Origin of the sequence: Brevibacillus panacihumi (assembly GCF_003710985.1) — a bacterium.
GTDB classification, from domain to species: domain Bacteria; phylum Bacillota; class Bacilli; order Brevibacillales; family Brevibacillaceae; genus Brevibacillus; species Brevibacillus panacihumi.
The window spans coordinates 26656-53358 of the sequence record NZ_RHHT01000072.1; the positions used below are offsets into that span (position 1 = coordinate 26656).

The 26703-nt window shown below is 52.2% G+C and carries 23 protein-coding genes; 4 read left to right on the forward strand and 19 right to left on the reverse strand.

Annotation, left to right across the window (positions count from 1 at the left end):
• Positions 1-6 precede the first annotated feature (6 nt).
• Entirely contained in the window at positions 7-840 is an 834-nt protein-coding gene (gene mutM / locus EDM58_RS23565) for a DNA-formamidopyrimidine glycosylase (protein WP_122915492.1), read from the reverse strand.
• Positions 841-889: 49 nt separating this feature from the next.
• On the reverse strand, positions 890-3532 hold the full coding sequence (gene polA, locus EDM58_RS23570; protein ID WP_122915493.1) for a DNA polymerase I: 2643 nt from the start codon (positions 3530-3532) through the stop codon (positions 890-892).
• A 142-nt stretch (positions 3533-3674) separates the two neighbouring features.
• Between polA and EDM58_RS23575 the strand changes: the two genes are divergently transcribed.
• Positions 3675-4472 (forward strand): divergent polysaccharide deacetylase family protein, encoded by a 798-nt coding sequence (locus EDM58_RS23575; protein WP_122915494.1) that lies wholly within the window; start codon positions 3675-3677, stop codon positions 4470-4472.
• On the opposite strand, the gene EDM58_RS23580 is transcribed toward EDM58_RS23575, so the two are convergent.
• Entirely contained in the window at positions 4443-5183 is a 741-nt protein-coding gene (locus EDM58_RS23580) for an N-acetylmuramoyl-L-alanine amidase family protein (RefSeq protein WP_122915495.1), read from the reverse strand. The two genes, EDM58_RS23575 and EDM58_RS23580, sit on opposite strands and share 30 nt — an antisense overlap.
• A 125-nt stretch (positions 5184-5308) precedes the next feature.
• Between EDM58_RS23580 and EDM58_RS23585 the strand changes: the two genes are divergently transcribed.
• Both EDM58_RS23585 and EDM58_RS25935 read left to right on the forward strand, forming a co-directional pair.
• Positions 5309-6262 carry a DMT family transporter gene (locus EDM58_RS23585; protein WP_122915496.1) on the forward strand — a complete coding sequence of 318 codons (954 nt, stop codon included), beginning with the start codon at positions 5309-5311 and terminating at the stop codon, positions 6260-6262.
• Entirely contained in the window at positions 6219-6368 is a 150-nt protein-coding gene (locus tag EDM58_RS25935) for a hypothetical protein (RefSeq protein ID WP_183187609.1), read from the forward strand. The genes EDM58_RS23585 and EDM58_RS25935 overlap by 44 nt, the downstream gene beginning before the upstream one ends.
• A gap of 31 nt (positions 6369-6399) precedes the next feature.
• Here EDM58_RS25935 and EDM58_RS23590 read toward each other — a convergent pair whose 3' ends face one another.
• The 12 genes from EDM58_RS23590 to citZ all read right to left on the reverse strand — a co-directional run bounded on the left by EDM58_RS23590 (position 6400) and on the right by citZ (position 19616).
• Complete coding sequence (locus EDM58_RS23590) at positions 6400-7977, reverse strand: DHA2 family efflux MFS transporter permease subunit (RefSeq protein ID WP_122915497.1); 1578 nt, start codon at positions 7975-7977, stop codon at positions 6400-6402.
• 14 nt (positions 7978-7991) lie between these two features.
• Positions 7992-9209 carry an efflux RND transporter periplasmic adaptor subunit gene (locus tag EDM58_RS23595; protein WP_122915498.1) on the reverse strand — a complete coding sequence of 406 codons (1218 nt, stop codon included), beginning with the start codon at positions 9207-9209 and terminating at the stop codon, positions 7992-7994.
• A 5-nt stretch (positions 9210-9214) separates the two neighbouring features.
• On the reverse strand, positions 9215-9874 hold the full coding sequence (locus EDM58_RS23600; protein WP_122915499.1) for an HlyD family secretion protein: 660 nt from the start codon (positions 9872-9874) through the stop codon (positions 9215-9217).
• A gap of 10 nt (positions 9875-9884) precedes the next feature.
• Positions 9885-10313 (reverse strand): MarR family winged helix-turn-helix transcriptional regulator, encoded by a 429-nt coding sequence (locus tag EDM58_RS23605; RefSeq protein WP_122915500.1) that lies wholly within the window; start codon positions 10311-10313, stop codon positions 9885-9887.
• 136 nt (positions 10314-10449) lie between these two features.
• The gene (locus EDM58_RS23610) at positions 10450-11385 is read right to left on the reverse strand and encodes a VanW family protein (protein ID WP_122915501.1); all 936 of its coding nucleotides are present in this window, start codon (positions 11383-11385) and stop codon (positions 10450-10452) included.
• Positions 11386-11450: 65 nt separating this feature from the next.
• Positions 11451-12539, reverse strand: coding sequence for a PRK06851 family protein (locus tag EDM58_RS23615; protein WP_122915502.1), 1089 nt, complete (start codon positions 12537-12539; stop codon positions 11451-11453).
• Between the two features lie 184 nt (positions 12540-12723).
• Positions 12724-13380: a phosphate signaling complex protein PhoU gene (gene phoU, locus EDM58_RS23620; protein WP_122915503.1), complete on the reverse strand. Its 657-nt coding sequence runs from the start codon at positions 13378-13380 to the stop codon at positions 12724-12726.
• Between the two features lie 78 nt (positions 13381-13458).
• Complete coding sequence (pnpS, locus tag EDM58_RS23625; RefSeq protein WP_122915504.1) at positions 13459-15234, reverse strand: two-component system histidine kinase PnpS; 1776 nt, start codon at positions 15232-15234, stop codon at positions 13459-13461.
• Between the two features lie 15 nt (positions 15235-15249).
• Positions 15250-15945, reverse strand: coding sequence for a response regulator transcription factor (locus EDM58_RS23630; protein WP_023555840.1), 696 nt, complete (start codon positions 15943-15945; stop codon positions 15250-15252).
• Between the two features lie 139 nt (positions 15946-16084).
• Complete coding sequence (gene mdh / locus EDM58_RS23635) at positions 16085-17023, reverse strand: malate dehydrogenase (protein WP_023555841.1); 939 nt, start codon at positions 17021-17023, stop codon at positions 16085-16087.
• A 54-nt stretch (positions 17024-17077) separates the two neighbouring features.
• A complete protein-coding gene (gene icd / locus EDM58_RS23640; RefSeq protein ID WP_023555842.1) occupies positions 17078-18361 on the reverse strand; it encodes an NADP-dependent isocitrate dehydrogenase in 1284 nt (427 codons plus the stop codon).
• A gap of 142 nt (positions 18362-18503) precedes the next feature.
• Positions 18504-19616 (reverse strand): citrate synthase, encoded by a 1113-nt coding sequence (citZ, locus tag EDM58_RS23645; protein ID WP_122915505.1) that lies wholly within the window; start codon positions 19614-19616, stop codon positions 18504-18506.
• A 419-nt stretch (positions 19617-20035) separates the two neighbouring features.
• On the opposite strand from citZ, the gene ytvI reads away from it, so the two are divergent.
• Positions 20036-21169: a sporulation integral membrane protein YtvI gene (gene ytvI / locus EDM58_RS23650; RefSeq protein WP_122915506.1), complete on the forward strand. Its 1134-nt coding sequence runs from the start codon at positions 20036-20038 to the stop codon at positions 21167-21169.
• A 57-nt stretch (positions 21170-21226) separates the two neighbouring features.
• Here ytvI and EDM58_RS23655 read toward each other — a convergent pair whose 3' ends face one another.
• The 4 genes from EDM58_RS23655 to pyk all read right to left on the reverse strand — a co-directional run bounded on the left by EDM58_RS23655 (position 21227) and on the right by pyk (position 26687).
• Positions 21227-21622, reverse strand: a complete 396-nt coding sequence (locus tag EDM58_RS23655) for an FxsA family protein (protein WP_122915520.1) — start codon at positions 21620-21622, stop codon at positions 21227-21229.
• Positions 21623-21644: 22 nt separating this feature from the next.
• Positions 21645-22079: an acyl-CoA thioesterase gene (locus EDM58_RS23660; RefSeq protein WP_122915507.1), complete on the reverse strand. Its 435-nt coding sequence runs from the start codon at positions 22077-22079 to the stop codon at positions 21645-21647.
• A 238-nt stretch (positions 22080-22317) separates the two neighbouring features.
• The gene (nrdJ, locus tag EDM58_RS23665; RefSeq protein ID WP_122915508.1) at positions 22318-24579 is read right to left on the reverse strand and encodes a ribonucleoside-triphosphate reductase, adenosylcobalamin-dependent; all 2262 of its coding nucleotides are present in this window, start codon (positions 24577-24579) and stop codon (positions 22318-22320) included.
• A 353-nt stretch (positions 24580-24932) separates the two neighbouring features.
• Entirely contained in the window at positions 24933-26687 is a 1755-nt protein-coding gene (gene pyk, locus EDM58_RS23670) for a pyruvate kinase (RefSeq protein WP_122915509.1), read from the reverse strand.
• Between the last annotated feature and the right edge of the window lie 16 nt (positions 26688-26703).

The window sequence follows — 26703 nt, forward strand, 5'->3', positions numbered from 1 at the left end:
CGTACTTTATGACTTCCGCTTCTGACATTTGGGACAGACATGTGTCCCACGGCCGCCGACAACCAAGCGGACGATCGGCGTTCCGCAGTTGACACACGGTTCATCCTTGCGTCCGTAGACCGCGAGCGACTGCTGGAACATCCCCATTTCGCCCTGGCCGTTTACGTAGGACTTGATCGAGCTGCCGCCTTGCTCGACAGCTTCCTGCAGAGTAGACACAATGCTCTCATGCAGACGCTCGACTTGCTTGCCCGTCAATTTTCCCGCCGGAGTCTCCGGGTGAATTCCCGACTTAAACAACGACTCGTCCACATAAATATTCCCCAGGCCGACCAGACATTCCTGGTTCAGCAGCAGCGGCTTGATTTTTGTCGTGCGGTTTTTCAACAATCCGCGCAGAACCTCCGGCGTAAATCCTTCGTCCAGCGGCTCCACGCCGAGCTTTGCCAACGGCCCGACCGATGTTTCGAGTCCCTTGGGAAAGACATCCATCGTGCCAAACTGGCGCACGTCGCGGTAGCGCAGCTCGGTCCCGTCCGTAAAGTGAAAAATGACATGCGTATGCTTTTCCACCGGCTCCACGGCATGGTACAGTCCATATCTGCCCTCCATCCGCAGATGGGAAATCAGCACATCCTGGTCGAGAATGAACTGGATAAACTTGGCCCGCCTTTTGATCTCATGAATCGTCTGTCCGCACAATTGCGCCTTGAACGCTTCTACATCATCAGGTTGGCGAATGATTCGCGGCAAGCTTACACTTACCCGTTCGATCTTCTTTCCCTTCACCAAGGTCTGCAGGGTACGTACGACGGTCTCCACCTCTGGCAATTCCGGCATATGCCTCCTCCTCTCGCTGTCTCATTTCTCTTATCTGTCATCGGCCCGCCTACTTGGCATCGTACCAGCTGCGTCCGTAATTCACGTCCACCTTGAGCGGAACATCCAGCTCGAGTGCGTTTTCCATGACCTCTGGCACTAGATTCTGCATGATTTCCAATTCATCCTGCGGCACTTCAAAAACCAATTCGTCATGCACCTGCAACAGCATGCGGCTTTTCAACCCTTTTTCCTCCAGGGACTTCTGCATGCGGATCATCGCGAGCTTGATGACGTCCGCGGCTGTCCCCTGGATCGGCGTATTCATCGCCGTACGCTCGGCAAAGGAGCGCAGGTTGAAGTTGCTGCTGCGAATATCCGGCAGGTATCTGCGGCGCTGAAGCAGCGTCGTGACGTATCCGTCCTGCTTGGCCTGCTGGACGATCTCTTCCATCCAGCGTTTCACGCCTGAGAAGACGGAGAAATAGCGCTCGATAAAGTCGCCTGCTTCCTTACGGGTGATATTCAGGTTTTGCGACAAGCCATAATCGCTGATGCCATACACAATCCCGAAATTGACCGCTTTGGCCTGGCGCCGCATCAGGGATGTCACATCCTGTTCGGCCACACCAAATACATCCATTGCCGTGCGCGTGTGAATATCCATATTCTTGCGGAACGCATCGATCAGATTCTCATCCCCGGAGATATGAGCCAGGATGCGCAGCTCGATCTGCGAGTAGTCAGCCGCCAGGATATAGCAGTCTGCTTCGGTAGGGATGAAGGCTTCCCTGATCTTCCTTCCCTCTTCCATACGGATCGGGATGTTCTGCAAGTTGGGATCTGTACTGGACAATCTTCCGGTCGCTGTCGTGGCCTGATTGAAAATGGTGTGTACCTTGCTTGTATTCCCGTGAATTTCCTTGGTCAAACCCTCGATATAGGTGGAGCGCAGCTTGCCCAACTGACGGAAGGTGAGGATGGTGTCGATAATCGGATGATAGGGAGCCAGCTTTTCCAGCACATCCGCACTGGTCGAAGGTCCCGTCTTGGTCTTTTTCAAAACAGGCAGATCCAGCTTTTCGTACAAGACCTCGCCGAGCTGTTTGGGCGAATTGATATTAAAGGACATGCCTGCCAAATCATAGATCTGCGCAGTCAAATCCTCCAGCTTGCGATCCAGTTCTTCCCCCATCTGTGCCAATCGTTCGGCGTTTACGCGAACCCCGTGCTTCTCCATCTCCGCAAGCACTAGGCTGAGCGGTCCTTCCAGATCGTTGAGCAACCCGGACAAGTCATTTTCTTCCAGCTGCTCGCGCAAGACAGGGACAGCTTGCCAGATGGCCTTCGCCTTTTTCGCGACATGCTCGCTCAACTCATCCGTCTCCGGGATCAGCCGCTTGGCCCCTTTTCCGTACAACTCCTCGTCGGGCAAGACGTGCACCTGGGCGTATTGGGCCGCTATGCTGTCCACAGTCGGATTGCTCTCTGCCGCGTTGAGCAGGTAGGAGGCGAGGTATACATCAAAGTTGATGCCTTTGATGTCCAGGCCGTGCCAAGCAAGTCCCACTGTGTCGCGCTTGCCGTCAAACGTCCATTTCTCCTGGCCTGCGTCCCCCAGCCAGTTGCGGAAAGCCTCCCATTCCTTGGCGTCGTCCCAGGACACATAAAGCGCGATGTCTTCGTTCGCCAGACCAAATCCCAAAATCGGCGCATGGTGATAATTCTCTCCGTCCATCTCAACGTAGATCGCCATCGGGGAAGTCAGATTCGCTGCGAAGGAGTCCGCATTTTCAGGCGTCACCACCTCAAAGGAAAATGCCTGCTTTTCTTCGCTCGGCGCAGTAGAGGCTGTCCCCTTCACTTTGGACAGCAGGGATTTGAATTCCATCTTTTTAAAGAATTCCGTGACAGAAGCCCCGTCATAGCCGTCGTAGACCGTATCTTCAAGATTGAGCTCAACAGGGGCATCTCGCATAATCGTCGCCAAGGCTTTGCTCAGCTTGGCCTTGTCCACATTTTCACGCAGGTTCTCCTGCAGTTTTTTGCCGGATACGCGATCGACGTTTTCCAGCACCTGCTCCACAGAGCCGTACTCATGCAGCAGCTTCAGGGCTGTTTTTTCGCCTACCCCAGGCACCCCCGGAATATTGTCGGAGGTATCGCCCATCAACCCTTTTAGATCAATGATTTGCAGCGGCTCAAGGCCGTATTTATCCGTAATCTCCTGTGGCGTGTACAGTTCGATCTCGCTGACGCCCTTACGCGTCAAAGCTACGCTTACATGGTCCGAGACGAGCTGCAGCATATCCTTGTCCCCGGTGATTACAGTCGTTTTCCAATTCTGTTCGTCAGCCTGTTTCGTCAGGGTGCCGATGATGTCGTCCGCTTCATAGCCTTCCAGCTCAAATCGCTTGATGGAGAAGGCGTCCAATAATTCACGCATGAGCGGGAACTGCTCGGAAAGCTCGGGCGGCGTCTTTTTCCGTCCACCCTTGTACTCCGCAAATTCACTGTGGCGAAACACGACTTTGCCAGCGTCAAATGCGACCATGATATGAGTCGGCTGGAGCTCTTCCAATACCTTCAACAGCATGGTCGTAAAACCGAGCACAGCATTCGTATGCAGTCCTGCTGACGTGGACAGCAGCGGCAGTGCATAAAAGGCGCGGTTGGCAATACTATTCCCGTCTATCAAGACAAAATGACCCAAGGATTCCGACCCCTCTCGTGACAAAACGTACTATTCTTAATCGTAACATAGGGGAAACATCCAAGCCAAGCCTGTAAGGGCGAATGGGTAAACAGAACCAGGCTTGAACAAACTAAAGGAAAATGACAAGGCAGGCGATCCTATGCATATGAAAAAATTCCTTCCGCATGTGCTCGCATGGGTCTTTATCACATGTACAAGCGGCATTCATGCGACAGCAGCCATACCCGAGGTCTCCCCCGCGCCGCTTCCAGCCAAACCCAAGCAGGTTGCATTTGTGATCGATGATTTCGGCAACAACATGAAAGGCACGGAGGAAATGCTCTCCATGCCCGTTCCGATGACGATTGCGGTCATGCCTTTCTTGCCCAGCACGAAAAAGGATGCTGAGCTAGCCTATAAAAACGGGCATGACGTCATCGTGCACATGCCGATGGAGCCCCTCAAGGGACGGGCTTCGTGGCTGGGACCAGGGGCCATCACAACCGATTTGTCTGATGAAGAGATCCGCGATCGGCTCCGCAAGGCGATAGACGAGGTCCCTCACGCAATCGGCATGAACAACCATATGGGTTCCAAGGCGACAGCCGACGAGCGCGTCATGCGGATCGTCATGGGCGTTCTGAAGGAGCGAGGACTTTATTTTCTGGACAGCAAGACCAACTATCGCAGTGTAGCAGGCAAAATAGCGAAGGAAATCGGCGTTCCCTACACGGAGAATCAAATGTTTCTCGATGATTCCTTGACCACTGAACACATCACCAAGCAGCTGGAAATAACCTGCCATCGCCTTGACAAAGAGCGACGCTGTATCGTCATCGGCCATGTCGGGCCGGCTGGCAAGAAGACAGCCTCCATTCTGCGGCAGTACATCCCGCGGATCCAGAAGGAGGCTGAATTCGTCACAATCTCAAAAATGATTTTCCAGGCGGTCAACTAAGTCCTGCCATAAGCTTTCCTCCACTTTCTGCTCAACCGTCATCTCTCCCGTCAGGGTTACGTATTCGCTCACGGCCTCTCGAATGGCCTGAGCGATCTTTTTTTGCCCCGCGGGGCTGGTCATTTCAGCACGATCCTGGGCATTGCTGATGAATCCCATCTCGATGATTACAGACGGACAATAGTTGTGGCGAAGCATGTAATACGTCTTTCCTTTTACCGGCTTGTGCTTTGTACCCGCATAGCGATTCAGCGAGTTTTGCAGCAGCTGGGCAAGCATGTAGCTTTGCTCGTTGGTCTGGTACAATACCAACGGCCCGCGTCGTTTGGAATCCGCTGACCAGTTGACATGCAGGCTGAGCATCATCTGAGGATCGATCACTTGAGCGAGATTTCTTCGCTGGGCGAGATCACGCAGATGACGGGAGCGGATTTTCTGCCAACGGTTGTCATCGCTTAGCGCAATATCTTCGTTGCGATTCAGTGCGGTGTTGAAGCCGGCTTCCGTCAATTGGCGGTACAATTCTTGCGCAACCTGGAGATTGATGTCCTTCTCATACAGGGATCCGTATGTCGTACCTGAATCCACACCTCCGTGTCCGACGTCTATGAGTATTTGTATGGGGGTGAACGGGAGTGCCGAAGTTCGGCTCGGGTAATTCACAAGCACCAACAGCGTCGCCATAATGATTACAAGCATTCTGTTTCGCATGCTTGTAGGATTTCCAGTTGAAGAGAAAACCTCTCAGCCGGGGGTAAAAGCATTAACATTGTGAATTGCACCCTCGAGAGATACAATAGAGACGATCCAGATTCCTTTGTAAGAAGGTGCTTTTTGTGCAACAAACCTCGGACAAGCCTGTAATATCGCCTTATCTCGTCCTTATTTTTGCTGTTCTTGCCATCTCCACTTCCGCTATCTTTGTCAAACTCTCGGATGCTCCTGCGCCGATCATCGCCACGTATCGGCTGGTTTTTTCAGTCGTTCTTACTCTCCCGTTGCTGTATTGGAATCGCGGCGCCTGGAAGGAAATCGGCCGGATGTCCAAGAAGGCTTGGGGATTGTGCATCCTGTCTGGCGCTTTTTTGGCCAGCCACTTCCTGCTTTGGTTCGAATCTCTCAACTACACATCTGTGGCAAGCTCTACGGTGCTCGTGACCCTGCAGCCGCTTTTTGCTTTTGTTGGAGGGTATTTCTTCTTCCAGGAGCGAATTCGCCCGCTTGCCCTGCTGGGTGGGATCGCTGCCATCATTGGCAGCTTCGTCATCGCCTGGGGTGATTTCCAGATTGGCGGAATGGCTCTGCTGGGAGACATACTCGCCTTGCTCGGGGCTGTCACCGTCACTGGCTACTGGCTGGTGGGACAGTTTATTCGCCAGCATCTTTCGTCCTTCTCATATACCCTTGTCGTATACTCCGTTACCAGCCTGCTGTTGATCGGCTATGATCTGGCGCTGGGATACCCGTTGGTCGGCTATTCAGCCGAGAATTGGGGCTGGTTTTTCTGCCTCGCATTGTTTCCGACCCTTCTCGGACATTCCTTGCTCAACTGGGTGATCAAATGGATGAATACGACGACGATCTCCATGGGGATCCTTGGCGAACCTGTCGGGACCGCCATTCTCGCTTATATCATCCTTGGGGAAACGGTAACCCTGCCGCAATGGATTGGCGGGTTGATCATTCTCGGAGGCATTTATCTGTTCATCCGCTTCAACCAACCATCCGCGAAAGGAGTGAGCCCCGGTGAACCAGCATCGGCAACCGAGACAACGCAAAAGCTTACGTGAATATATCAAAGGGCTCAGTGTCTGGGCCAAGATCGGCTGGGTGATTTTTCTCGGGTACATCGTGGGACGAATCATTTACTGGATCACAAAGCTGCTCTCTTCTTGAACAGGGTACATGACAAAAGACAGCAACCGCATCAGGCTGCTGTCTTTTGTTTTTCCGTCGCTTCTTTGGCTGGCGGCTTTGGTTTTTTGTGCAGGAAATACAGGAATGGAATGGAGATGACGATCGGGATCGCCGAGATCAGGAAAGTGTCTCCAATCCCCCGAACCAAGGCTTCTTTTGCCATCATTCCGTACAGGATACTGCTCGCCCCTGCTGTCCCGTAAGCCGTATCCACCCCAGCTTGCGCGTACATGCCGCCAAGACCGGTCAACAGCTGTGTCGCCATATCACTGTTCAAGTTGTCAGCGATGGAGGACATATGGAACGTTTGTCGGGTCTGCATGCATACGGTCAAAAGCGCGATGGCAAACGAGCTCATCACCTGGCGCAAAACGTTGGAGAGCGGTGATGCATCCCCTACATTCTGGCGCGGGACGGCATTCATCCCTACAGTAGACAGCGTCATCATGCAAAGACCGATTCCGATCCCCCGGATGGTCAAGATCATATCAATCCATTCATGCATGCTGTCGGCAGCCAGATTGTGCAATTCAAACGTAGTGACGCTCATCGTCACCAGACCAACCAAGCCGATCGGGCCGATGCCGTATTTGTCCATCAGCTTGCCGCTGATCGGCATCATGATGGCCATCGCAATGGATTGCGGCATCAGCAGAATCCCCGATTCCATGGCGGTCAAGCCCTGGACGTTCTGCAAAAAGATCGGCATCAGGAAGATCCCGCCCATCATCCCCATCATGACAAATCCTGATGTCAAAATACTGAGGGAGAAGACAGGGATTTTCAACAAGCGAAGATCCAGGAGAGGCTGTTCTTTCCCGAGCTCCACCCAGACAAACAGGGCCAGGCTCATGATTGCCACAAAGAACAGGCTGACGATAAAAAAGGAATCCCAGCCCTCCGCTTGCCCTTTACTGAAAGCAAGCAGGAGAGAGCCAAACCCTACGACTGCAAGAAAAGCTCCCAGATAATCAAACGATAGTTCCGGCTTTTTCGGCGTCTCCTTCAAGAGAATGCTGCTCATCAAGACAGCGAAGATCCCGAACGGCACGCCTACCAAAAAAAGGAACTGCCAGCTTAAAAACTCAATCAGGTATCCGCCAAGCGTAGGTCCCAAAGCAGGTGCCGTCATGGAAGCAATCCCGAAAATACCAAGGGCCATCCCGATTTTTTCCCGGGGCACGATCATGTAGATCATGGACATCCCAATGGGCATGATCATGCCGCCGCTGACGCCCTGAATGACGCGAAACGCGATCAATGAAGTATCGCTCCACGCCAAGGCGCATAAAACCGAGGATAAGGTAAAGGAAGCCAGTGAGAGAATAAAGATACGCTTGGAGCCGAACTTCGCGGACAAGGAACCGCTCATCGGAATCATGACCGCGTTGGCCAGCATGTATCCCGTCAATACCCATTGCATTGTGTCTGTCGTCGACCCGAAGATGTTGACCATCGACGGGAGGGCGACGTTAATCAAACTGTTGTTCAGGATCGCTACGAAGGTGCCGGAGAGAATAGCGAGAAGAGACAGCCACATGCCGCCGCTTCCGCTTTTTTCCTCCTGCTGTGCTACCGCTTCTGCCATATTTCTCACCCCCGCTAGTTTGCGCTCACCTTGCTGCCATCTGTTAAATCATCAGTCGGATTAATTACGATCTGATCGTTTTCTTTTACTCCTGATGCGACCACGGACCAGTCTGCTCCGGATTCGCTCACAGATACCTCTACCTGGTGGACCACCCCTTGATCTACCGTGTAGATGTACTTCTTGTTGTCCTTTTCCACGACAGCGGAAGCAGGCACTTTCGTTCCCTTTTGCGCTTCCCCTTGCAGGTATACTTCTGCTACCATCCCGGCGCGCAGCAGGCCATCCTGATTATCCAGCCTTACCTTGATCGGGAAAGAGCTGCTGTTGGCATCGGATACAGGGGAGACAAATTCTACCTCTCCGCTCCACACCTTGTCTGCCATTCCCGCCACTTTCACGTCGACGGTACTGCCGACTTTCACATCGTTGATCATGGCTTGCGGCACGCTTGCCTCTACCTTCACCTGGTCCATTTTCACCAGAACCAGGAGTGGCGCTCCCGCTCCGGCCATCTCGCCCGGATTCACGTTTTTCTTCGCGACAATCCCAGAGATCGGTGCGTGGATAATGGTATTGTCATACCCGTTTTTCGCCATATCCAGGCTTGATTTCAAGCGGGCAACCTCTGCTTCCAGTGCGGCTACGGAATCAGCGGTCGGACCTGCCTTCGCCAAATCGTACGCCGCTTGGGCCTGCTCGAGACCTGTGCGCGCTTTTTCCGTATCGAGGGTGACGCGTTCCAGCTCTGCCTGGGACAAGGCACCAGAATCAAAGAGAGCCTTCATCCGCGCATAGTTGTTTTCTGCCACTTTTAATGTAGCTTGTGCCTGCTCCACGGTACTTGCCAGTTGTTGAAGCTGCTGGGTGCGCGCGCCAGCCTTGGTATCGCGCAGTCTGGCTTCCGCTCCCGCAATCGCCGCCTGCGCCTGGTTAATCTGTTCCTGAAAATCGTTCGCTTCAAGCGTGACCAGTGTATCTCCCTGTTTTACTACAGAACCTTCCTGTACGGGAACGGTAGCCACCTTCCCCGATACTTTGGAGACCACCTGCACCTCTTCCGCAGCCACGACCTTACCGTTCGCTGTCAGACCTGTCTGAACAGAGGCTACTTTCCAAGTTTTCACTGCCAGGTAGGTCTCAGCCGAAGAGGTGGATGACTCGCTGCAGCCCGCAGCGAATAACGATACAGCCGCTATGAGGAGCCCGAGTGTTTTTGCTGTTTTTTTCATCCTGTTTACCTCTCCTTCACATGCACTTTAATTTCTGCATTCAAACCAGCCGACAGTTGAATTCCTGCCGTATCATCCAGGGCGATTTTTATCGGGATGCGCTGGGTTACTTTTGTAAAGTTGCCGCTTGTATTGACTGCCGGCATCAAGGAAAACATCGAGTTCGTCGCTTGGCCGATCTCGGACAAGTGACCGATCAAGGTCTTTCCAGGATACGCATCCACTTTGATCTCCACTTTTTGTCCCAATTTGACGCGTCCGATCTCCGTTTCCTCCAGGTTGGCCGAGACGTACAACTGGCTCTCATCGATAACCAGTGCAACCGTTTGACCAGTCGAGACGACCTCCCCGACCTTCGCCTGGGTTTTGATTACGGTTCCCGTAATAGGTGCCCGCAGGACGCTGTTTTCCAGCATATTGGCAGCCAAATTGGCGGTGTCCTGTTGTCCGATCGCCTGGTCTGCGATAACGGTGTCACCCTCTTTGACATCCAGGCTGGTCAGTTTCCCAGTCAATTTGGGCATGACCCGATAGATGTCCCCGGATACACGTGCATCCTGCGTTGTGACATAATTCGCACCTTGATACCAGTAATAGTATCCGATCCCTCCGCCGCCTCCGACGAGTAGGAGTAAAATGATGTACAATATCAGTTTACGCTTCATCTTTTTCTCCTCAGCTTTCTCTCTCTTCGATTTTCTCGAGCAACGTCTCCAATGATTGGATAATATTATTCAGTTCATCATCCGAAAAGCCTTGAAAACTACGTTTGTAAAATTCCCCTGTAAAAAGATCCACTTCTGCAAACAAATTTTGCAATTTCTCCGTTTTCGATATCCAGACGACTCTACGGTCATTCTCGTCCCGGACTCTCGCCACGAATTGTTCCCTCTCAAGCCGATCAATGATCCCAGAAGTTGTACTGTAGGATAAGTCAACCGCCTTGCTGATATGGCCGATGGTTTTCGGTTCTTCAATGATCTGACGGATCACGACCAGTTGCGGGACGGTAAGACCGTATTTGGCCAACTCTTTGGTTGCCATGGTGCCCAGCGTTTTATTCAAGCGCTTGAGCAAGTCGCGGATATGCAAAGGCCTGTTCATTTGACTCTCCTTTCTACTCAAATATTTCGCACGCGAAATGAATCACAGCCAACACTATACGCCTATTTTGGCTGGATGGCAACTATTTCTTTTCTTCAAAAGTGTAGAAAAGTACAAAAAACAGCACATCCTCTGTTCAGGGTGCTGTTTGATCCGTAATGGAGGGATTTACTGATTCTTCCTCTGGTACTTGGTCCTGCACGCTTGGGACATCACGCGGATCGTATTCCAGTTCCTGGAAGGAATGAATGGATACAAACATCTGTCCGTGAGCTGACCTCGCCTTGATCAGGACTGGATAGGCGTATTTGTTCTGGAAAACAAAGTCGGGACCATCCCAGCTTACGGTTGCATCTCGGCCGGGTGGGACATAAGCGACGTGGCGGCTGTGCGAGTAGCGTTGGAGAATGTGCAGTCCTGCCTTGTCGACCGCATTGAACAGCGTAGAGGAGACCTGGCAAATCCCCCCGCCAATTCCTTCTGAAAGCTCGCCGCGTACAATGACCGGAGCTTGCAAATACCCTTTTGCCAGCGTTCGTTTGCCGACTACTTTATTGAAAGAAAAAATTTCTCCCGGAAGCAGAACGTAGTTGTGGATAGCCTTGGAGGCAAGCATGATATTATGCGAGCGGTTCTTGTTCCCGCTGTTATAGTACGTGATATACCTTCCGATCGTTTTTTTTTGCACCTGTTTGAGCAAAGCCTGATCTACCTTTGGATGAACCTCCCGAAAAGGTATCTTGAGCCCTTTTGCTCCGGCACCATAGTAATAATGGTATACCTGCGAGAGGAATTCTTGTCGATCCAGCCGGCGACCCTTTTGCTCCGGCACGATTCTGCCGCTGTCGGAGATGGTTGCGTTGATCGGCTCCCGGTAGCTGAGCTTGTCCAGTTCGTCTATGACGGATTCCAGGTGATTGACATCCACCAGCGGTACACCAGAAAATGGAAGCGTATAATCCTCCCGATTCAATACCGCGACCGTCTTGCCTTCCAGCTCTACCTCAAATAGATCAGTCGGGTCCAAGGGAGCGGCTATCAGCAGCATCGCCAGAGTCAAAGAAAAACCCATCCGGCTGCTCACCTCCTTCCCCTGTAGTATGAGCAGTCGAACGGGTTTCATTCGATATGTCACGATCAATGATCGCTCATCAATACACTTGTAATCTCCTGACCTATTGCATGCAGCCGCGTCTGATCGACCGCTTCCAGGTAGACCGCATTCAGTTGCTCACGTCTGTTTTTCGCTTCTACGAGATAACCTGTCGCTTCTTTTACCTTTTTCGTATAGCGAGTCTTGATTTTCTCAATTTCTTCGCTGTAGCGTTCGTCTGTTCCCGGTGTAATGGCCAAGGTGTACATATCGATGATCTCGTCTGTCTCCTTGTTGGGAAAATACTCGTGCGGCGCTGTGCTGTCGAAGATCGCCACGCTTTTTTCCGGAAAGATCACCATATCCAGACTGTTCGGGTCGAGACCGCAATGGTACACCTCGACATCGTATCCCTTTCTCTCCGCCTCGCTGACCAGTTTTTTCAGCATCGTCGACTTGCCAGAACCTGGCCGCCCTTTGATAAAATAGCGTTTCTCCAGATGATCGGTAAGCTTCATGATGTGGTCAACAGGTCCTGCAGGAGTCGCTGCCCCCAGGTACATGCGGCGGCAGCGGGATGTCTTGCCCAATTTGTCTGACCCGAAAAATTGCTGCTTCAATTCTTCTGTGATCTGATTCGCCTTCTCCCGATCCAGGCTGCCGATGTAGATGCCCTCCCATTCGTCGTGGATGCGCAGCGCCTCCCCATAAGCCTCATAAGCCTGCTGGTTGTAGCGAAAAATCTCCTCATACCATCGGGCGATCTGCTCCCTGTGCGGGGCAAGACGGTCGGGGATTAGTGCGGTCTGCAAATTGACATGGATCTCCGTCAGACCCGGTCCCTTTGGTCTCCACACGCGGGGATAGCTGTGGTCCATGATCGCGACTCTGCGTTTGGGCAGTACCACTCCGTCAAACTGTCCATTCATAAAAGGGGAATGAATCCATTCCACCTGATCTGTCCGTGTTTGCAGCTCTTTTCCCATCTTCTCAATCAAGGCGGACGTAATGCCCTCCACGACACCTGTCAGCAAGTAGACGCGGTCCATGTCCGCCAGCACGGATTCGTACAAGGTCCGATACCCTCTGGCTGTGTTGCCCGCCGCGTAGATATGGCGTTCTGCTGCTGTCATCCTGATCCCTCCTGCTGCTTCGTCAAACATTTCTTGTACGCTCTATCCTATGCAGGCATGCCGCGATGGGCGTCTGTCTCGTATCAAATATCTTGTTGCGAGTGTTCAGCTGTCTTGGTGGGCTTCCCCCTGCGAAGATAGAAAAAAGCCGCTGGCGTACCCAACGGCTTCCTTCTTTGCTTATTTACTGATTCAAGTCGGTCATTTTCCCAGTCTTCATGTAGATGATCCACTCGCAAATATTGGTCACATGGTCGGCGATCCGCTCCAGGTATTGCGCTACCAGCAAAAGATGAGTGGCTTGCGAGATCGAATCGCTGTTCCTTGTCATGAGAGCAATCAGATCGCGGAAGATCGTCGAGTACAGCTTGTCGACGACGTCATCGCGGGCCGCAATTTTCTCAGCCTCTTCCTTGTCGCGGGCGATGTAGGCGTTCAGGGAGTCGCGGACCATCTGCTTGACATGTTCACCCATCAAAGGAATGTCGATCAAGGGCTTGATGTACGCCTCATTCATCAGTCGGCGTGTGGTCTTGGCGATCGACACGGCATGGTCGCCCATCCGCTCCAGATCCGTCACCAGCTTGAGCATCGTCCCCAAGCGGCGCAAATCATGTCCGACCGGCTGCTGCAAGGCAATCAATTGGAAGCAGCCGCCCTCAATCTCGTGTTCAAGCTCATTGATCAGCCGATCATTGGCTACCACTTCATCCGCCAAGGGGATATCTCTTTCTACCAGGCTTTTAATGGACTTGTGTATCGCTTCTTCTACCAGTGTCCCCATCGTCATCAGCTTGCGATGCAGCACATCAAGTTGTTCTTCATAGGCATGACGCGTCATGCGGTTTCCCCCTCCAAAACGGATCTCATCACCACTGTATATGGCAATTGTCTAGCCAGCATGAAGGGATTGTGTTCTTTACGTAAATTTTTTGACACCTGGCAGAAGAATGGTAAATGTCGTCCCTTTTCCTTCCACGCTGTCGACAAAAATCTGTCCGTTCAAATTGTCGATCAGGTGCTTGACGATGGCCAGACCGAGGCCCGTACCTCCCGAGTCGCGGCTTCGTGCTTTGTCCACTCGGTAAAAGCGCTCAAAGATCCGCGGAATATCCTTCTCCGGTATGCCGATTCCCGTATCGATTACTTGCAATTTCAGCTGCTGCTGCGTGACCTCGGTCTTGATCGTAATCCTGCCGTTCTCCGGCGTGTACGCAACCGCATTCGCCAGCAAATTGAGGATGATCTGCTGCAGGCAGTCTTTATCGGTCATCATCCAGATCTCGGGCGTCTCGTCCGGACAGGTAATGGTCAGATGCTTGCGTTGGGCGGACTCCTGAACGATGGTCACAGCCGAGGAAATCACCTCCTGGACATGGACACTCTCCATTTGCAGAGGAATCCGCTTCTGCTCGATCTTGGACAGATCGAGAATGTCGCGAATCATCCGGTAGAGCCGTTCGCTCTCATCGGAAATGATCTGTAAAAAGTTGCGGCATGTTTCCTCATCCTGCATCGCTCCATCCAGCAGCGTCTCCGTAAAGCCCTTGATCGAGGTAATCGGCGTGCGCAACTCATGGGAGACGTTGGCGACGAAGTCACTGCGCATCTTCTCCAGGCGGCGGATCTCCGTGATGTCGTGCAGCACGACCACGACCCCTTTGGACTCCCCTTTGAAGTTGATATACGGAGCAAAGTTGACGTCCAGGATGCGCTCATGCGGGTAGTAGATGTGGACCTCCTGGCGAAACTTCTCCTTTTTGTCCAGACAACGGTCGATGTACTGGCTTAGCCCGAAGCTTTTTCCTGCCTCGATGTGCAGCTTGCCCACTACATCATGCCCGGGGGTCCCCAGCATTTTCTCAACGGCTGGGTTTACGAGCATGATCCGGCGATGCTCCGAGATGAAAATAACCCCGCTCGTCATGTTGTTCAGCACCCCGGACAGGCGCTGCTGATTTTCCGAGATCTCGTACATTTGCTGCTCCAGGCTGGAAGCCATAAAGTTGATTGCTCCCGCAAGCTGGCCGATCTCGTCCTTGGCTTTGATGCGCACTCTGCTTTCAAACTGGCGCTGTGTGATGTTCCCGGCTACCCGGGTAATCTCCTCAATCGGCCGAATAATCGAAAAGGATATGCGGGAAACAACCAGCGAGCCGATGATGAGCGTCACCAGCAGCCCCGTAAACAAGCTGTACCACATGTTGTGCACCGTATCCGTGATATCGCGGATGGACATCGCGGAGCGCACCGCTCCGATCGTCTTGTCTCCTTGCTGCACTGGCACTGCCACATAGATCATCTCTTCTTCAAGCGTCTCGCTGTAGCGGCGCGAGATCCCCGTCTCTCCCGCCAAGGCCGATTGGAACTCCGGTCGGTCCAGATGATTCTCCATTTTTTGAAACCGGGAGTAGTTGTCGTATAGCACGCTGCCGTCGCGATTGATGACAGTGACCCGTACTTCTTCCGCAGGCGCGATCTGCTCCACCTGCTCGGCCAGATTTCCCTCATGAGAGAAAACTTCGGGAAAACGCACCACCTGTGCGACCAGCCTCGACTCCCGTAACAAGAGCTGGTGCAGGGACTGGAGATAGGCATTCTCCAATACCTTGGCAAAATAGAGGCCCATCAACAGCAAAACCAACGAAATCAAGCCGAGGATCGTCAAGGTGAGTTTGATGCGAAAACGAGTCAATGTCCGGCCTCCCGTTTACCCTTCCAATTTATAGCCAAGCCCGCGTACGGTTTTGATATAGCGTGGGTTTTTCGTATCGTCTTCCAGCTTTTCCCGAAGATGGCTCACGTGGACGTCCACAATACGCGAATCGCCGATAAAATCGTAATTCCAGACAGCATTGAGCAACTGGTCGCGAGTCAAGACCCGCCCCTGGTGATTGGCCAGGTAAAGCAGCAGCTCGAATTCCTTCGGTGTCAGCTCCACTTTGGTGTCTTGGCGATATACCTCGTACTTTTCCGGATAGATGCGGATTTCTCCCATCGCGATCACCAGATGCTCCGGAGATGGAGCTGCTTCAGGGGTCACCTGGATCCGGCGCAGGATCGCCTTCACGCGGGCGATCACCTCACGCGGGCTGAACGGCTTCGTCAGGTAGTCATCCGCCCCCAGCTCCAAGCCGATTATTTTATCCAATTCGTCATCTTTGGCCGTCAGCATGAGAATTGGCGTGAGAATTTTCTCTTGTCGCAGTGTCTTGCATACATCCATTCCATCCATCTTTGGCAGCATCAGATCGAGAATGATAAAATCCGGCTGTTCACTTTTCACCATGTCCAGCGCCTGCATTCCATCAAAAGCAGTCACCACTTCGTATCCTGATTTTTCCAAATTGAATTGTAACAGCTTCACAATGGACACTTCGTCATCCACGACCAAGATTTTTGTCATTTTCGTATTTTCCCCCTAGAATGCCAATGTTTCCTCTCCAGTCTGCCAATTGGGGGGGAGGAAGACAAGTAATTTTTTTGTAAAGATGTAAAAAGGACGCCCCTCACGTGAAGGACGTCCTTAGGTTTGGTACTTTTGCTTATTTCAATACAGCAATGACGTTGCGTACAGAATCAGCAGATTTGTCGAGGGCTGCTTTTTCTTCTGCAGTCAGTTCCAGTTCGAAGATTTTCTCGATACCATTGCCCCCGAGCAGGGTTGGTACCCCCATGTAAAGGTCTTGGTAGCCGTACTCGCCTTGCAAGAGAGCGATGGATGGCAAGATGCGCTTTTTGTCTTTCAAGATCGCTTCCGCCATTTGTACCAGGGAAGCTGCCGGCGCATAGTAAGCAGAACCGTTGCCCAGCAAGCCTACAATCTCGCCTCCGCCTTTGCGGGTACGCTCTACGATGGCATCCAGACGTTCTTGCGGGATCAGTTTTTCCAATGGAATGCCGCCAGCATAGGAGTAGCGCACCAATGGAACCATGTCATCCCCGTGTCCACCTAATACGAAACCTGTTACGTCTTCCACCGATACGTTCAGCTCCATCGCTACAAAGGTGCGGAAACGAGCCGTATCGAGAACGCCGGATTGACCGATTACGCGTTCTTTGGGGAAGCCGGAGGTTTGGTAGAAGGTGTACGTCATCGCATCAACAGGGTTGGAGAGTACGATTACGATGGAGTTAGGCGCATGGGTTTTTACCTGCTCAGCGACAGAGCGCATGATGCCGGCGTTGGTGTTGACCAGATCGTCGCGGGACATGCCAGGCTTGCGGGCGATACCTGCGGTGATGATCACCAGGTCTGCGTCCTTGATCTGCGCGTAGTCCGATGTACCTGTAATCTTGGCATCAAAGCCCAGTACAGGCGAGGACTCCATCATATCGAGGGCTTTCCCTTTCGTTGGGTTCTCCAATTGTGGGATGTCAACCAGTACGACGTCACCCAGTTCTTTTTGACCCAGGATGAAAGCAGTTGTTGCTCCTGTAAAACCACTACCGATGACTGCGATCTTTTTGCGCTGGAATGCCATTTTCAATCCCCTCCAGATTGGTTGAGTATCGAACCGTTATGTTTGAAACGGATCTTACATGTTGTTGATCAGAGCATCCGCGAACTCGGAGCATTTCAGCTCGGTTGCGCCTTCCATCAGACGTGCAAAATCGTAAGTAACGGTTTTCGCGGAAATGGTTTTTTCCATGGAGTTTATGATCAAATCAGCCGCCTCGTTCCATCCAAGGTGACGGAGCATCATTTCTCCGGAAAGAATCACGGAGGATGGGTTTACTTTGTCGAGGCCTGCGTATTTCGGAGCGGTACCATGTGTTGCTTCGAAAATCGCGTGACCAGTCAGGTAGTTGATGTTGGCTCCAGGAGCGATACCGATACCGCCTACTTGGGCAGCCAGTGCGTCAGATACGTAGTCGCCGTTCAGGTTGAGGGTTGCAACGACATCGTATTCAGCCGGACGAGTCAGGATTTGTTGCAGGAACGCGTCAGCAATCACGTCTTTTACGATGATTTTGCCTGCTGCTTCTGCTTCTTTTTGCGCTTTGTCAGCGTCGCCGCCTTCAGCCTTGATACGATCGTATTGTGCCCAGGTAAATACTTTGTCGCCGAATTCAGCTTCAGCCACTGCATAGCCCCAGCTTTTGAACGCACCCTCGGTGAACTTCATGATGTTGCCCTTGTGTACCAGGGTAACGGATTTGCGGTTGTTGTCGATCGCGTAGTTGATCGCCGCGCGAACCAGACGCTCTGTACCGTCTTTGGAAACAGGCTTGATCCCGATACCGGATGTTTCCGGGAAGCGGATTTTCTTTACGCCCATTTCGTTTTGCAGGAAGTCGATCACTTTTTTCACTTCTGGAGTGCCTTCTGCCCACTCTACACCTGCGTAGATGTCTTCTGTGTTCTCACGGAAGATTACCATGTCAGTCAGTTCTGGGTGTTTTACAGGGGATGGCACGCCATCGAAGTATTGAACAGGACGTACGCAAGCATACAGGTCCAGCTCTTGGCGCAGCGCTACGTTGATGGAGCGGATCCCACCGCCAACAGGTGTAGTCAGAGGACCTTTGATCGCAATCAGGTATTCACGAACGGCAGTCAGTGTGTCTTCTGGCAGCCACTCATTGAATTGGTTGAAGGATTTTTCGCCGGCGAATACTTCGAACCAAGCGATTTTTTTCTCGCCTTTGTACGCTTTTTCTACAGCCGCATCGAGAACGCGAACAGACGCTTTCCAGATGTCAGGACCAGTACCGTCACCCTCGATAAAAGGAATGATCGGATTGTTTGGAACTACCAATTTCCCGTTGTCTACGGTAATTTTTTCACCAGCAGTTGGTTGAGACAGGTTTTTAAACAAGTGAATCCCTCCAATGGTAAGTATAAATGGAAATATTTCCAGACGTAGGAGAACTACCACTTGGTTGTGGTAGTTCTCAAGCTTTCGCCATCAGGTGCAAAGACAAGCTGTACACCTGTCACCACGCTCGGAATAGCATCAATTAGCGTTGGTCGATTGGCACGTAATGCTGGTTGACCGGACCGATGTAGTCCGCACGTGGACGGATCAGGCGATTATTTTCATACTGTTCCATGATGTGCGCAGTCCAACCAGACATACGGCTGATCGCGAAAATAGGTGTAAACAGATCGATTTCCAGTCCCAGAGAGATGTAGACGGATGCGGAGTAGAAGTCGACGTTTGGCTTCAAGCCTTTTTCGCCTGTCACCATGTCATCGATTTTTACGGACATCTCGTACAGCTCGGGACGGCCGATTTGTGCAGTCAGCGCTTTGGACATTTGTTTGAGCCATTTTGCACGCGGGTCGCCATCTTTGTAGACGCGGTGGCCGAAGCCCATGATTTTTTCTTTGTTGTCCAGTTTGTTGCGTACATAGCCTTCTACTTTGTCCATAGAACCGATTTCAGTCAGCATAGCGGCAACCGCTTCGTTGGCTCCTCCATGCAGAGGGCCTTTCAGCGTGCCGATGGCAGATACGATACCGGAGTAGATATCTGTCAGCGTGGCAACGGTTACACGGGCAGCGAAGGTAGATGCGTTGAACTCATGGTCTGCATGCAGGATCAAAGCTACGTTGAACGCCTTGACGGCTGTCTCGGTAGGCTCTTCCCCATTGAGCATGTAGAGGAAATTCTCAGCGATGGTGTAATTCGTTTTTGGTGCGACTGGTTCCAGACCTTTGCGCAGACGAGCGAATGCCGCGATCAGAGTAGGCGTTTGCGCCATCAGGCGAATCGCCTTGCGATAGTTGGCTTCAGGAGTCATGTCTTGCGCTTCTTGGTCGTAGAGAGCTAGCGAAGAGACAGCTGTGCGCAATGCGGCCATCGGGTGAACGCCTTTTGGATAGTTGCGGATGCTGTCCAGTACTTCAGCAGGTACAGCCGCGTTTTCACCCAATTGCTTTTTCAACGTTTCCAGCTGATCACGCTTCGGTAGCGCTCCATGCCAGAGTAGGTAGACAACCTCTTCAAAAGTTGCGTGTTCCGCTAATTCGTCGATGTTGATCCCGCCGTAGCAGAGAACGCCATCAACGATGGAACAGATAGAAGATTGTGCGGCAACGACGCCTTCCAGTCCACGGGTAGCTGTCATAGAATTCCCTCTCCTTTTCCACTCGAGTAGTTGATCTCTTCAGGCCTCGCTTGTCCCGATGACCGGTAAAACAGCCTGAAACAGTTCTATGAAATTGTAAGCAGCGGTTTCTTTCACCCACCACTCTTGTCTGGGAATGTATTCCACGCAAATCCTTGCCTCTGGGATGTGTGTCATTAGGCAAGGGAAAAGATGACCAAATGGCAACGTTCCACTTTCGCATGGCGGGGTAAAGAATCCACCTTAATTCGACCCAATTATAAAAGATTATTGCGATTTTGTGAATAAGGTAAGCGAAAAAATGTTTCAAAGGATGAAACTTGGTTTTGTTTTTCTGCGTATCTTGCTCGGCCTATCCGCATGTTGCATAATAGAAAGAAGTACATACTTCAACATTTCGGTCAGAGAGGAGAGCTCATTTGAATCGGGAAAACTGGGTGGAACGCCTGTTTCAGATCATTCGTTTCTTATGGGTTTGCTTGCTTGTCTATGCAACATTTTGGATTATTACGTTCGGAACACCCTTACTTTACCCATTTCTCATTGCCTTAATCATTGCCCTCCTGATTAATCGGCCCGTTACCTTTATGAGTACCAAGTTTCGCTTTCCCCGTTGGCTGTCCGTTCTTATCGCCTTGCTGGTTCTGGTGCTTCTCGTGGCAGGGGTAGCGACGGTGATCATCACGCAGACGGTCTCCGAGATCAATGATCTGTCAAAAATGCTGCCCGGCTTCGCAACAGAGCTGGGAACCTATTTGCAACGCACGATTTCGCAAGACTTTCTGATGGGGTTGTTCGATCAGATTCAGTGGATGTACGCCCACTTGGACCCGGAATCCAAGGATAAGATCGACAGTACGGTTCAGAGCGGCATCACATCCATTACCCAAACCGGGCAGGATCTGATCATTCGCTTCCTCAACGGACTGAAGAACTTCTTCCTCTCGCTGCCCAATATGGCGACAGTGTCTGTCATCTCCTTGATCGGGGCCTTCTTTATCTCCAAAGACTTCTATCTTTGGAAGATCCGTTTTCGCCGGTTGCTGCCCAATGGCGTAAACAGCCGTGTCGATCAGGTCATAAACGACCTGAAAGGGGCCTTGATCGGGTTTATCAAAGCTCAGCTAACCTTGATCTCGCTGACGGCAGCTATCGTCATTATCGGTCTGTTGGTCCTGGGCGTGGACTACGCAATAACCATCGGCTTGCTCACAGGGCTTGTTGACCTCTTGCCTTACCTGGGGACAGGTACTGTTTTTATCCCGTGGATCATCTACCTGTTCTTTAAGGGAAATTACAGTCTCGTCATCGGGTTGTCGATTTTGTACGGGGTCGTCCTCATTTTCCGCCAGGTGATTGAGCCAAAGGTCGTCGCAGAAAACGTGGGCCTCGATCCCCTGCTGACGCTAGTCGCATTGTTCGTCGGGCTGCAGTTGTTCGGATTCTTGGGCTTGATCATCGGACCCGTCGCACTGGTGCTGATCAACGCCTTGATCAAAGCAGATGTCTTTTCGGATGTGTGGCAGTACATCAAGATAGGCCGTTTTATGTAAAAAAACCGCTGGTCCAACGCTTGATTTCAGGCGTGGGCCAGCGGTTTTTTCCTTCTATTAGCGGCGAAAGAAAAGCTGGATGCGGCCGGAGGATACCAATCTCCACAGCCACAGCTTCAACAGATGGCGCACGATCATGCGCGTATAGGGGATGAGCAGGATCAGTCCGATGACGTCGCTAACAAAGCCTGGTGCCATCAGCAGGATACCGCCCGCGAGGACCAAAAACCCGTCGATCAGCGTCTCCGTCGGCATTTGACCGCGGGAGAGCTGAAGCTGTACAAGCCGAAATACCTGCAATCCCTGCTGTTTGGCGAGCCATGCTCCCACTACACCTGTCAAAATAACCAGCGCTACGGTAGTCCAGCCCCCGATGACCTTCCCTACTGCAATCAATCCCCATAATTCAATAGCGGGTACCACGATGAACAGGACGATGAGGATGCGAAACATCATCGACATCCCCTCCTTTTCCTTAGAGTTGCTCTCCCTTATGCTGAGCTTCCAGCCAAGCGTATACCTCCGGCTCGGTTTTGGAGAGTCGGATCGGTCTCAAGTCGGTCGTAGTGAAGACGTGCATGGTTTTGCCTGTGACCAGCAATTCTTCGTCCGGCAACCGAACGATCTCATAAGCAAATGTAAGCCGCAGCGGGCTGATCAGGTCCACATGCGTACGAATCTCGACAACATCATCATATCTGGCGGGCTTTTTAAAGGAAAGACTGGCATCCGTCAATGGCAGCAGAATGCCCTTTTCTTCTAGCTGTCGGTAGGTAAGCCCTGCTGCCCGAATCAGTTCGGTGCGCCCTACTTCAAACCAGTTCAGGTAATTGGCATGGTAGACGACGCTCATCTGATCCGTCTCTCCGTATCGAGCGCGCAATGTATGGGTATGGATGATTGGACTCATCTGATTCGCCCCTTTCTCTCTATATCTTCATTTTACCATAGCGTCCTATTCTCAATCACCCGTGTCCTTTTAATTGCAGGTCCACGGACTGTAGTGGAGGGGACATCTTTCACATCCTTGCAGGACGCAGACCGGAGCGTAGATCGGAAACATGCTTCTCTCCACTACAGCTACATTCTCGACACACGTAAACCCAGTACCTAATGGCACTGGGTTTATGGTCACACCTTGCTATTTCTTAACGAATCGGGCAAGCTCCGCCTTCGCACGATTCTGCTGTGGACAGATCGGCCTCTCCGCCGTTTTCGTATTGCTGCAGGATCGCCGGATCGAAAGGCTTCATGGAAGCTTTCAACTGCTCGTACTGCTCCTTGGTGCATTCCTCGTACGGAGCGAGCTGATAGTTTCCGCCATCCAGCTGCAGGAAGGAAACTCCTACAAACTGATCCCAATTGGCGTATACGATTTCCTCGACTTCGCCCCATTCTTCGTTGCGCACGGTAATGGTGTTGGAAGAGTTGTGCTCCGTATACTCCTGCTGGAAGCGGAAATAGGTATCAAACTGGCGTTTTGCGCTAACCTCGTTTTTCGTTTCTTTGGCTCCGGACGCTACCGGGAAGTCGATCACCAGCGTTCTCGCATTGGCCATCCGCTCCTCGTAGGTGTCTCCTGGAGTCCCGACCTCTGGGTTAATCGTCCAGCCCAGAGCCTGTACCGCTTTAGCCAACGGATCCTGCGCATTGATGCGAATGCGGCGGATGTAGTATGGCGAATGGGACCAGTGCAGTCCGCTGGATACCCCTCCGGCTACCTGGGAAAGCGTCCCTTCCGGCTTCACAGTCGTTACCAGCAGCGGAGAATTGACGCGCAGCTCGTATGCGTAGCGGTCAGCTTCGTCGCGAGCCGCATCGCCCAGCATGCGCAAAAGCTCCAGCTCCTGTGCTTCGGAATAGCCCAATGTAGCGAGGGCATCCTTCACACCGGTCAACGAAGTGCCAAGCAGACGGTCGCGCTGCTGCACCGTATCCCAGTGCGGCAATTCCAGCGTCACCAGCGTCATCCGCAGTCCGGCACGCGCGGATTTGCGCTGTGCTTCAAGCAAGCCGTCCAGATCCAGGTAATGAGAGCCGTCCGGGCTTTTCTTGACGAATTCCACCAGGTTGACGGTCGTCAGGTTGCAGACACCGTAAGAGTCGAGCAGGATCTCTGCGCAAGGGTTCAAGCCTTCAGCATTGGGACGTCGGCGGTTGGCCTCTTCGAGATTGACGAAGCCAGGCTCGCCCTCCAATTGCATCAGGGTAAACACCAGATGCAGGAACTCTCTAGTCGGCTGCTTCATGAAAGCGATGGAGTTGTTGGACATGCGGCGGTGGTCCAGACCGAAACGGCCATCGCCTACCTTTTGAATGCTGTCAAACCAGACCGGCTTGTTATCTCCAAGCAACTCTCCTACGCGGCGGTGGTGAGCAATCTGCTCGTCCGTCCAGAAGCCGTTGATTCCGTACTTCGCCATCATGCACTCATAGTCGTCATGGTCAAACAGGAAGATCTCCGCAGTCCGGCGAACACCGCCGACTACGACGTTGGCTCCGATCAGATTGCCGATGTCCAGGATATGTATCGGACGGACTTTGCCATACCCCTTCTCGTCGCATGCGATCGGGGCCAGATGCGGATCGATCTGGTTTTTGAGCACTTTGTCGATGCCTTCAAACATCTCACGCAGCGGCTCATGTCCGCTCGCAGTGCCGCCAAAGCGCATCAAGCGCTCTCCTTTTGGACGCACGCTATTATAGGAAATCTTTACGGTATGGATGTGCTCGTACTGTTTTTCAGTCAGGATTTGCAAATACAGGCGCAAGGATTCTACCCAGCCTTCCTTGCTGTCCCCGACATAAATCTTGGCAAAGCCGTTGTCCAGGACATTCAGCTCGGAGCGCTCGAGGCGCTGATGCTTCGGCAAAGGCTTGTACTCGGAAGAAAGCAGGGTGACATTGGTGCGGATCGGATCAAGCCCCCGAGCCATCTCCTTGGTGCATTTGAAGCCGACGCCTGTTCCTACCAACAGCAAATAAAACAGGTCTCCGAGGTCATCCCACGATTTGATGTTCAAAAATGAGCAGTTGAAGTTCGCCAACGGATACAGATCGGCGACGCCATTCTCCGCTCCGCCTACCCACAGTGTGCGGCCAGACAAGAACTGGCGCAGATTGAACATGTTGTCGAACAGTCCTTCCGCTTCTTCCTCTAGCTTGCGAATATCTGGATACAATCCGATCTTCTTCAGGTGTTGATAAGCAAGCTTGATATTGTAATCCACCGAACGACGACATGTTTCCTTCCAAGTCTCTCTTCTGCCCTTTTCCGGAATAAAGCGAGAATAAGTACGGTAGTAAACAAATTGTCCCAACGGGCTCATATGCGAGGGAAAATCTGGGTATTTCGCTAAAAAATCATCCCCTAGAAAACGAGTTGGGGTAATCGTCTCAGTGGCTAGCATATCGGTTCCTCCTTCAAATCTATCTACTCTAGTTAACCCTTTTTCCCCGAAAAACTCAATAGCTTTCCCCATATATAGTGCGAAATAATTTTCGACAATACTATATGTTGTGTATCAGCCAAAAAAGTGCTTGACAAGAATTCAGGCTTTTGTACCTAGTTTCGTTTTTGGACAAGCGAAGAGTTACCGAACGATTTTACCAGATTGCTCATCTAAAAGCATCGGCTAAAATACCTCGTTGGACCCTGGAAAATGATGGCGCCTCCTGTCGAATCAGCCTTCGCAAAGCAAAAAAAAGAGGATGACCCGATGTCATCCTCCTTCTCCTCCGGATGAAAAATAATGCTTTTTACCTAGAGAACCCGGGCATGCCCCGAATAGATATGTCCGCGACCTGAATCGACGGTGACGACTGTTCCTTCTTTCAGTATATCGGTGGCTGCTTGGACTCCCAGGATGACAGGAACATTCAGATTGAGTCCCACTATCGCCGCATGCGAGGTAAGTCCCCCCTCCTCGGTAATGACGGCTGCTGCCTTCTGGAATGCCTCGATCATATCGGAATCCGTGCCGATTGTGACCAGGATCGAGCCTTCCTCGGTCTTTTCGAGCGCTTCCTGGGCGGACCGGGCGACGACCACCTTGCCGGAGACGACTTTGCGCCCGATGCCTTGTCCTTTCGCGACGATGTCACCAATCACGTGAATCTTCATCAGATTGGTCGTCCCCACTTCACGTACAGGCACGCCTGCCGTGATGACAACCAGATCCCCATGACGGACGTAGCCGCTCTGCAACGACTCCTGGACAGACCTGTCCAACATCTCGTCTGTAGTATGGGCAATCTCTCCCAGAACCGGGTAGACGCCGTTGACGAGCGCCAGGCGGCGGATGACGCCAGCATGCGGGGTGACAGCTACAATCGGCGCCTTCGGACGGAACTTGGAGACCATACGCGCGGTATGGCCGCTTTCTGTTGCGGTGATGATCGCAGCGGCGTTCAGGTCCAGCGCGGCGCTTGCGACTGCCTGACTGATCGCATCTGTGATCGTAACATGCTTCATGGTCACTTGCTTGAGCAGGATTTCCCGATAATTGAGCTCCTGCTCAGCGCGCAATGCGATGCGATCCATCGTCTCGACGGATTCTACCGGATACTTGCCTGCTGCCGTCTCTCCGGACAGCATGATTGCGTCTGTGCCATCGAAGATCGCATTGGCTACATCGCTTGCTTCCGCTCTCGTCGGACGAGGATTGCGCTGCATGGAATCCAGCATTTGGGTCGCCGTGATGACCGGTTTCGCCAGCTCGTTGCACTTTTTAATCAGCTGCTTCTGGACGAGCGGCACTTCCTCTGCAGGGATCTCTACCCCCAGGTCGCCGCGCGCCACCATGATGCCATCTGATACGACCAGGATTTCGTCGACATTGTCCACGCCCTCCTGGTTTTCGATTTTGGCGATAATATCAATCGATGCGCCATGCTGCTCCAAAATCTGCCGGATCTCCAGAATGTCTGCTGCTTTGCGCACGAAGGAGGCCGCGATGAAATCAACGCCCTGCCTGATCCCGAATTCAATATCTTGTGCGTCCTTTTCCGTGATCCCTGGCAGATTGATGCTGACGCCTGGGACGTTGACGCCTTTTTTGCTTTTCAAGGTACCGCCGTTTTTAATCAAGCAGACAATTTCGGTAGGGCGTACTTCCTCGACTGTCAGACCGATCAGTCCGTCATCGATCAAAATGGTGTCGCCCACCGTCACATCAGCTGGCAGCTCCCGATACGTGATGGAGACGCGCTCCGCATTCCCCGCCACATCCTCGGTCGTCAATACAATCCGGTTTCCTTCGATCAATTCGACCGCATCGACTTCGAGGGAGCCTGTACGGATTTCGGGTCCTTTGGTATCGAGCAGGATCGCGACAGACTTGCCTGTCTGTCTGGAAGCCTCACGGATATTTACAATACGCGCAGCGTGTTCTTCATGAGAGCCATGGGAAAAATTGAGCCGGGCTACATTCATTCCCGCCTCAATAAGGTTTTTCAGGGTTTCTACGGATTCGCTTGCCGGTCCGATGGTACATACGATTTTTGCCTTTCTCAACATGCTTTCTGCCTCCTCT

Excerpts from the sequence above, each read along its gene's own strand:
- mutM (WP_122915492.1), bottom strand. The coding sequence starts at position 840 with ATGCCGGAATTGCCAGAGGTGGAGACCGTCGTACGTACCCTGCAGACC.
- EDM58_RS23575 (WP_122915494.1), top strand. The coding sequence starts at position 3,675 with ATGCATATGAAAAAATTCCTTCCGCATGTGCTCGCATGGGTCTTTATC.
- EDM58_RS23580 (WP_122915495.1), bottom strand. The coding sequence starts at position 5,183 with ATGCGAAACAGAATGCTTGTAATCATTATGGCGACGCTGTTGGTGCTT.
- EDM58_RS23590 (WP_122915497.1), bottom strand. The coding sequence starts at position 7,977 with ATGGCAGAAGCGGTAGCACAGCAGGAGGAAAAAAGCGGAAGCGGCGGC.
- EDM58_RS23595 (WP_122915498.1), bottom strand. The coding sequence starts at position 9,209 with ATGAAAAAAACAGCAAAAACACTCGGGCTCCTCATAGCGGCTGTATCG.
- EDM58_RS23600 (WP_122915499.1), bottom strand. The coding sequence starts at position 9,874 with ATGAAGCGTAAACTGATATTGTACATCATTTTACTCCTACTCGTCGGA.
- EDM58_RS23605 (WP_122915500.1), bottom strand. The coding sequence starts at position 10,313 with ATGAACAGGCCTTTGCATATCCGCGACTTGCTCAAGCGCTTGAATAAA.
- EDM58_RS23610 (WP_122915501.1), bottom strand. The coding sequence starts at position 11,385 with ATGGGTTTTTCTTTGACTCTGGCGATGCTGCTGATAGCCGCTCCCTTG.
- EDM58_RS23615 (WP_122915502.1), bottom strand. The coding sequence starts at position 12,539 with ATGACAGCAGCAGAACGCCATATCTACGCGGCGGGCAACACAGCCAGA.
- phoU (WP_122915503.1), bottom strand. The coding sequence starts at position 13,380 with ATGACGCGTCATGCCTATGAAGAACAACTTGATGTGCTGCATCGCAAG.
- EDM58_RS23630 (WP_023555840.1), bottom strand. The coding sequence starts at position 15,945 with ATGACAAAAATCTTGGTCGTGGATGACGAAGTGTCCATTGTGAAGCTG.
- mdh (WP_023555841.1), bottom strand. The coding sequence starts at position 17,023 with ATGGCATTCCAGCGCAAAAAGATCGCAGTCATCGGTAGTGGTTTTACA.
- citZ (WP_122915505.1), bottom strand. The coding sequence starts at position 19,616 with ATGACAGCTACCCGTGGACTGGAAGGCGTCGTTGCCGCACAATCTTCT.
- EDM58_RS23655 (WP_122915520.1), bottom strand. The coding sequence starts at position 21,622 with ATGTTTCGCATCCTCATCGTCCTGTTCATCGTGGTACCCGCTATTGAA.
- EDM58_RS23660 (WP_122915507.1), bottom strand. The coding sequence starts at position 22,079 with ATGAGTCCAATCATCCATACCCATACATTGCGCGCTCGATACGGAGAG.
- nrdJ (WP_122915508.1), bottom strand. The coding sequence starts at position 24,579 with ATGCTAGCCACTGAGACGATTACCCCAACTCGTTTTCTAGGGGATGAT.
- pyk (WP_122915509.1), bottom strand. The coding sequence starts at position 26,687 with ATGTTGAGAAAGGCAAAAATCGTATGTACCATCGGACCGGCAAGCGAA.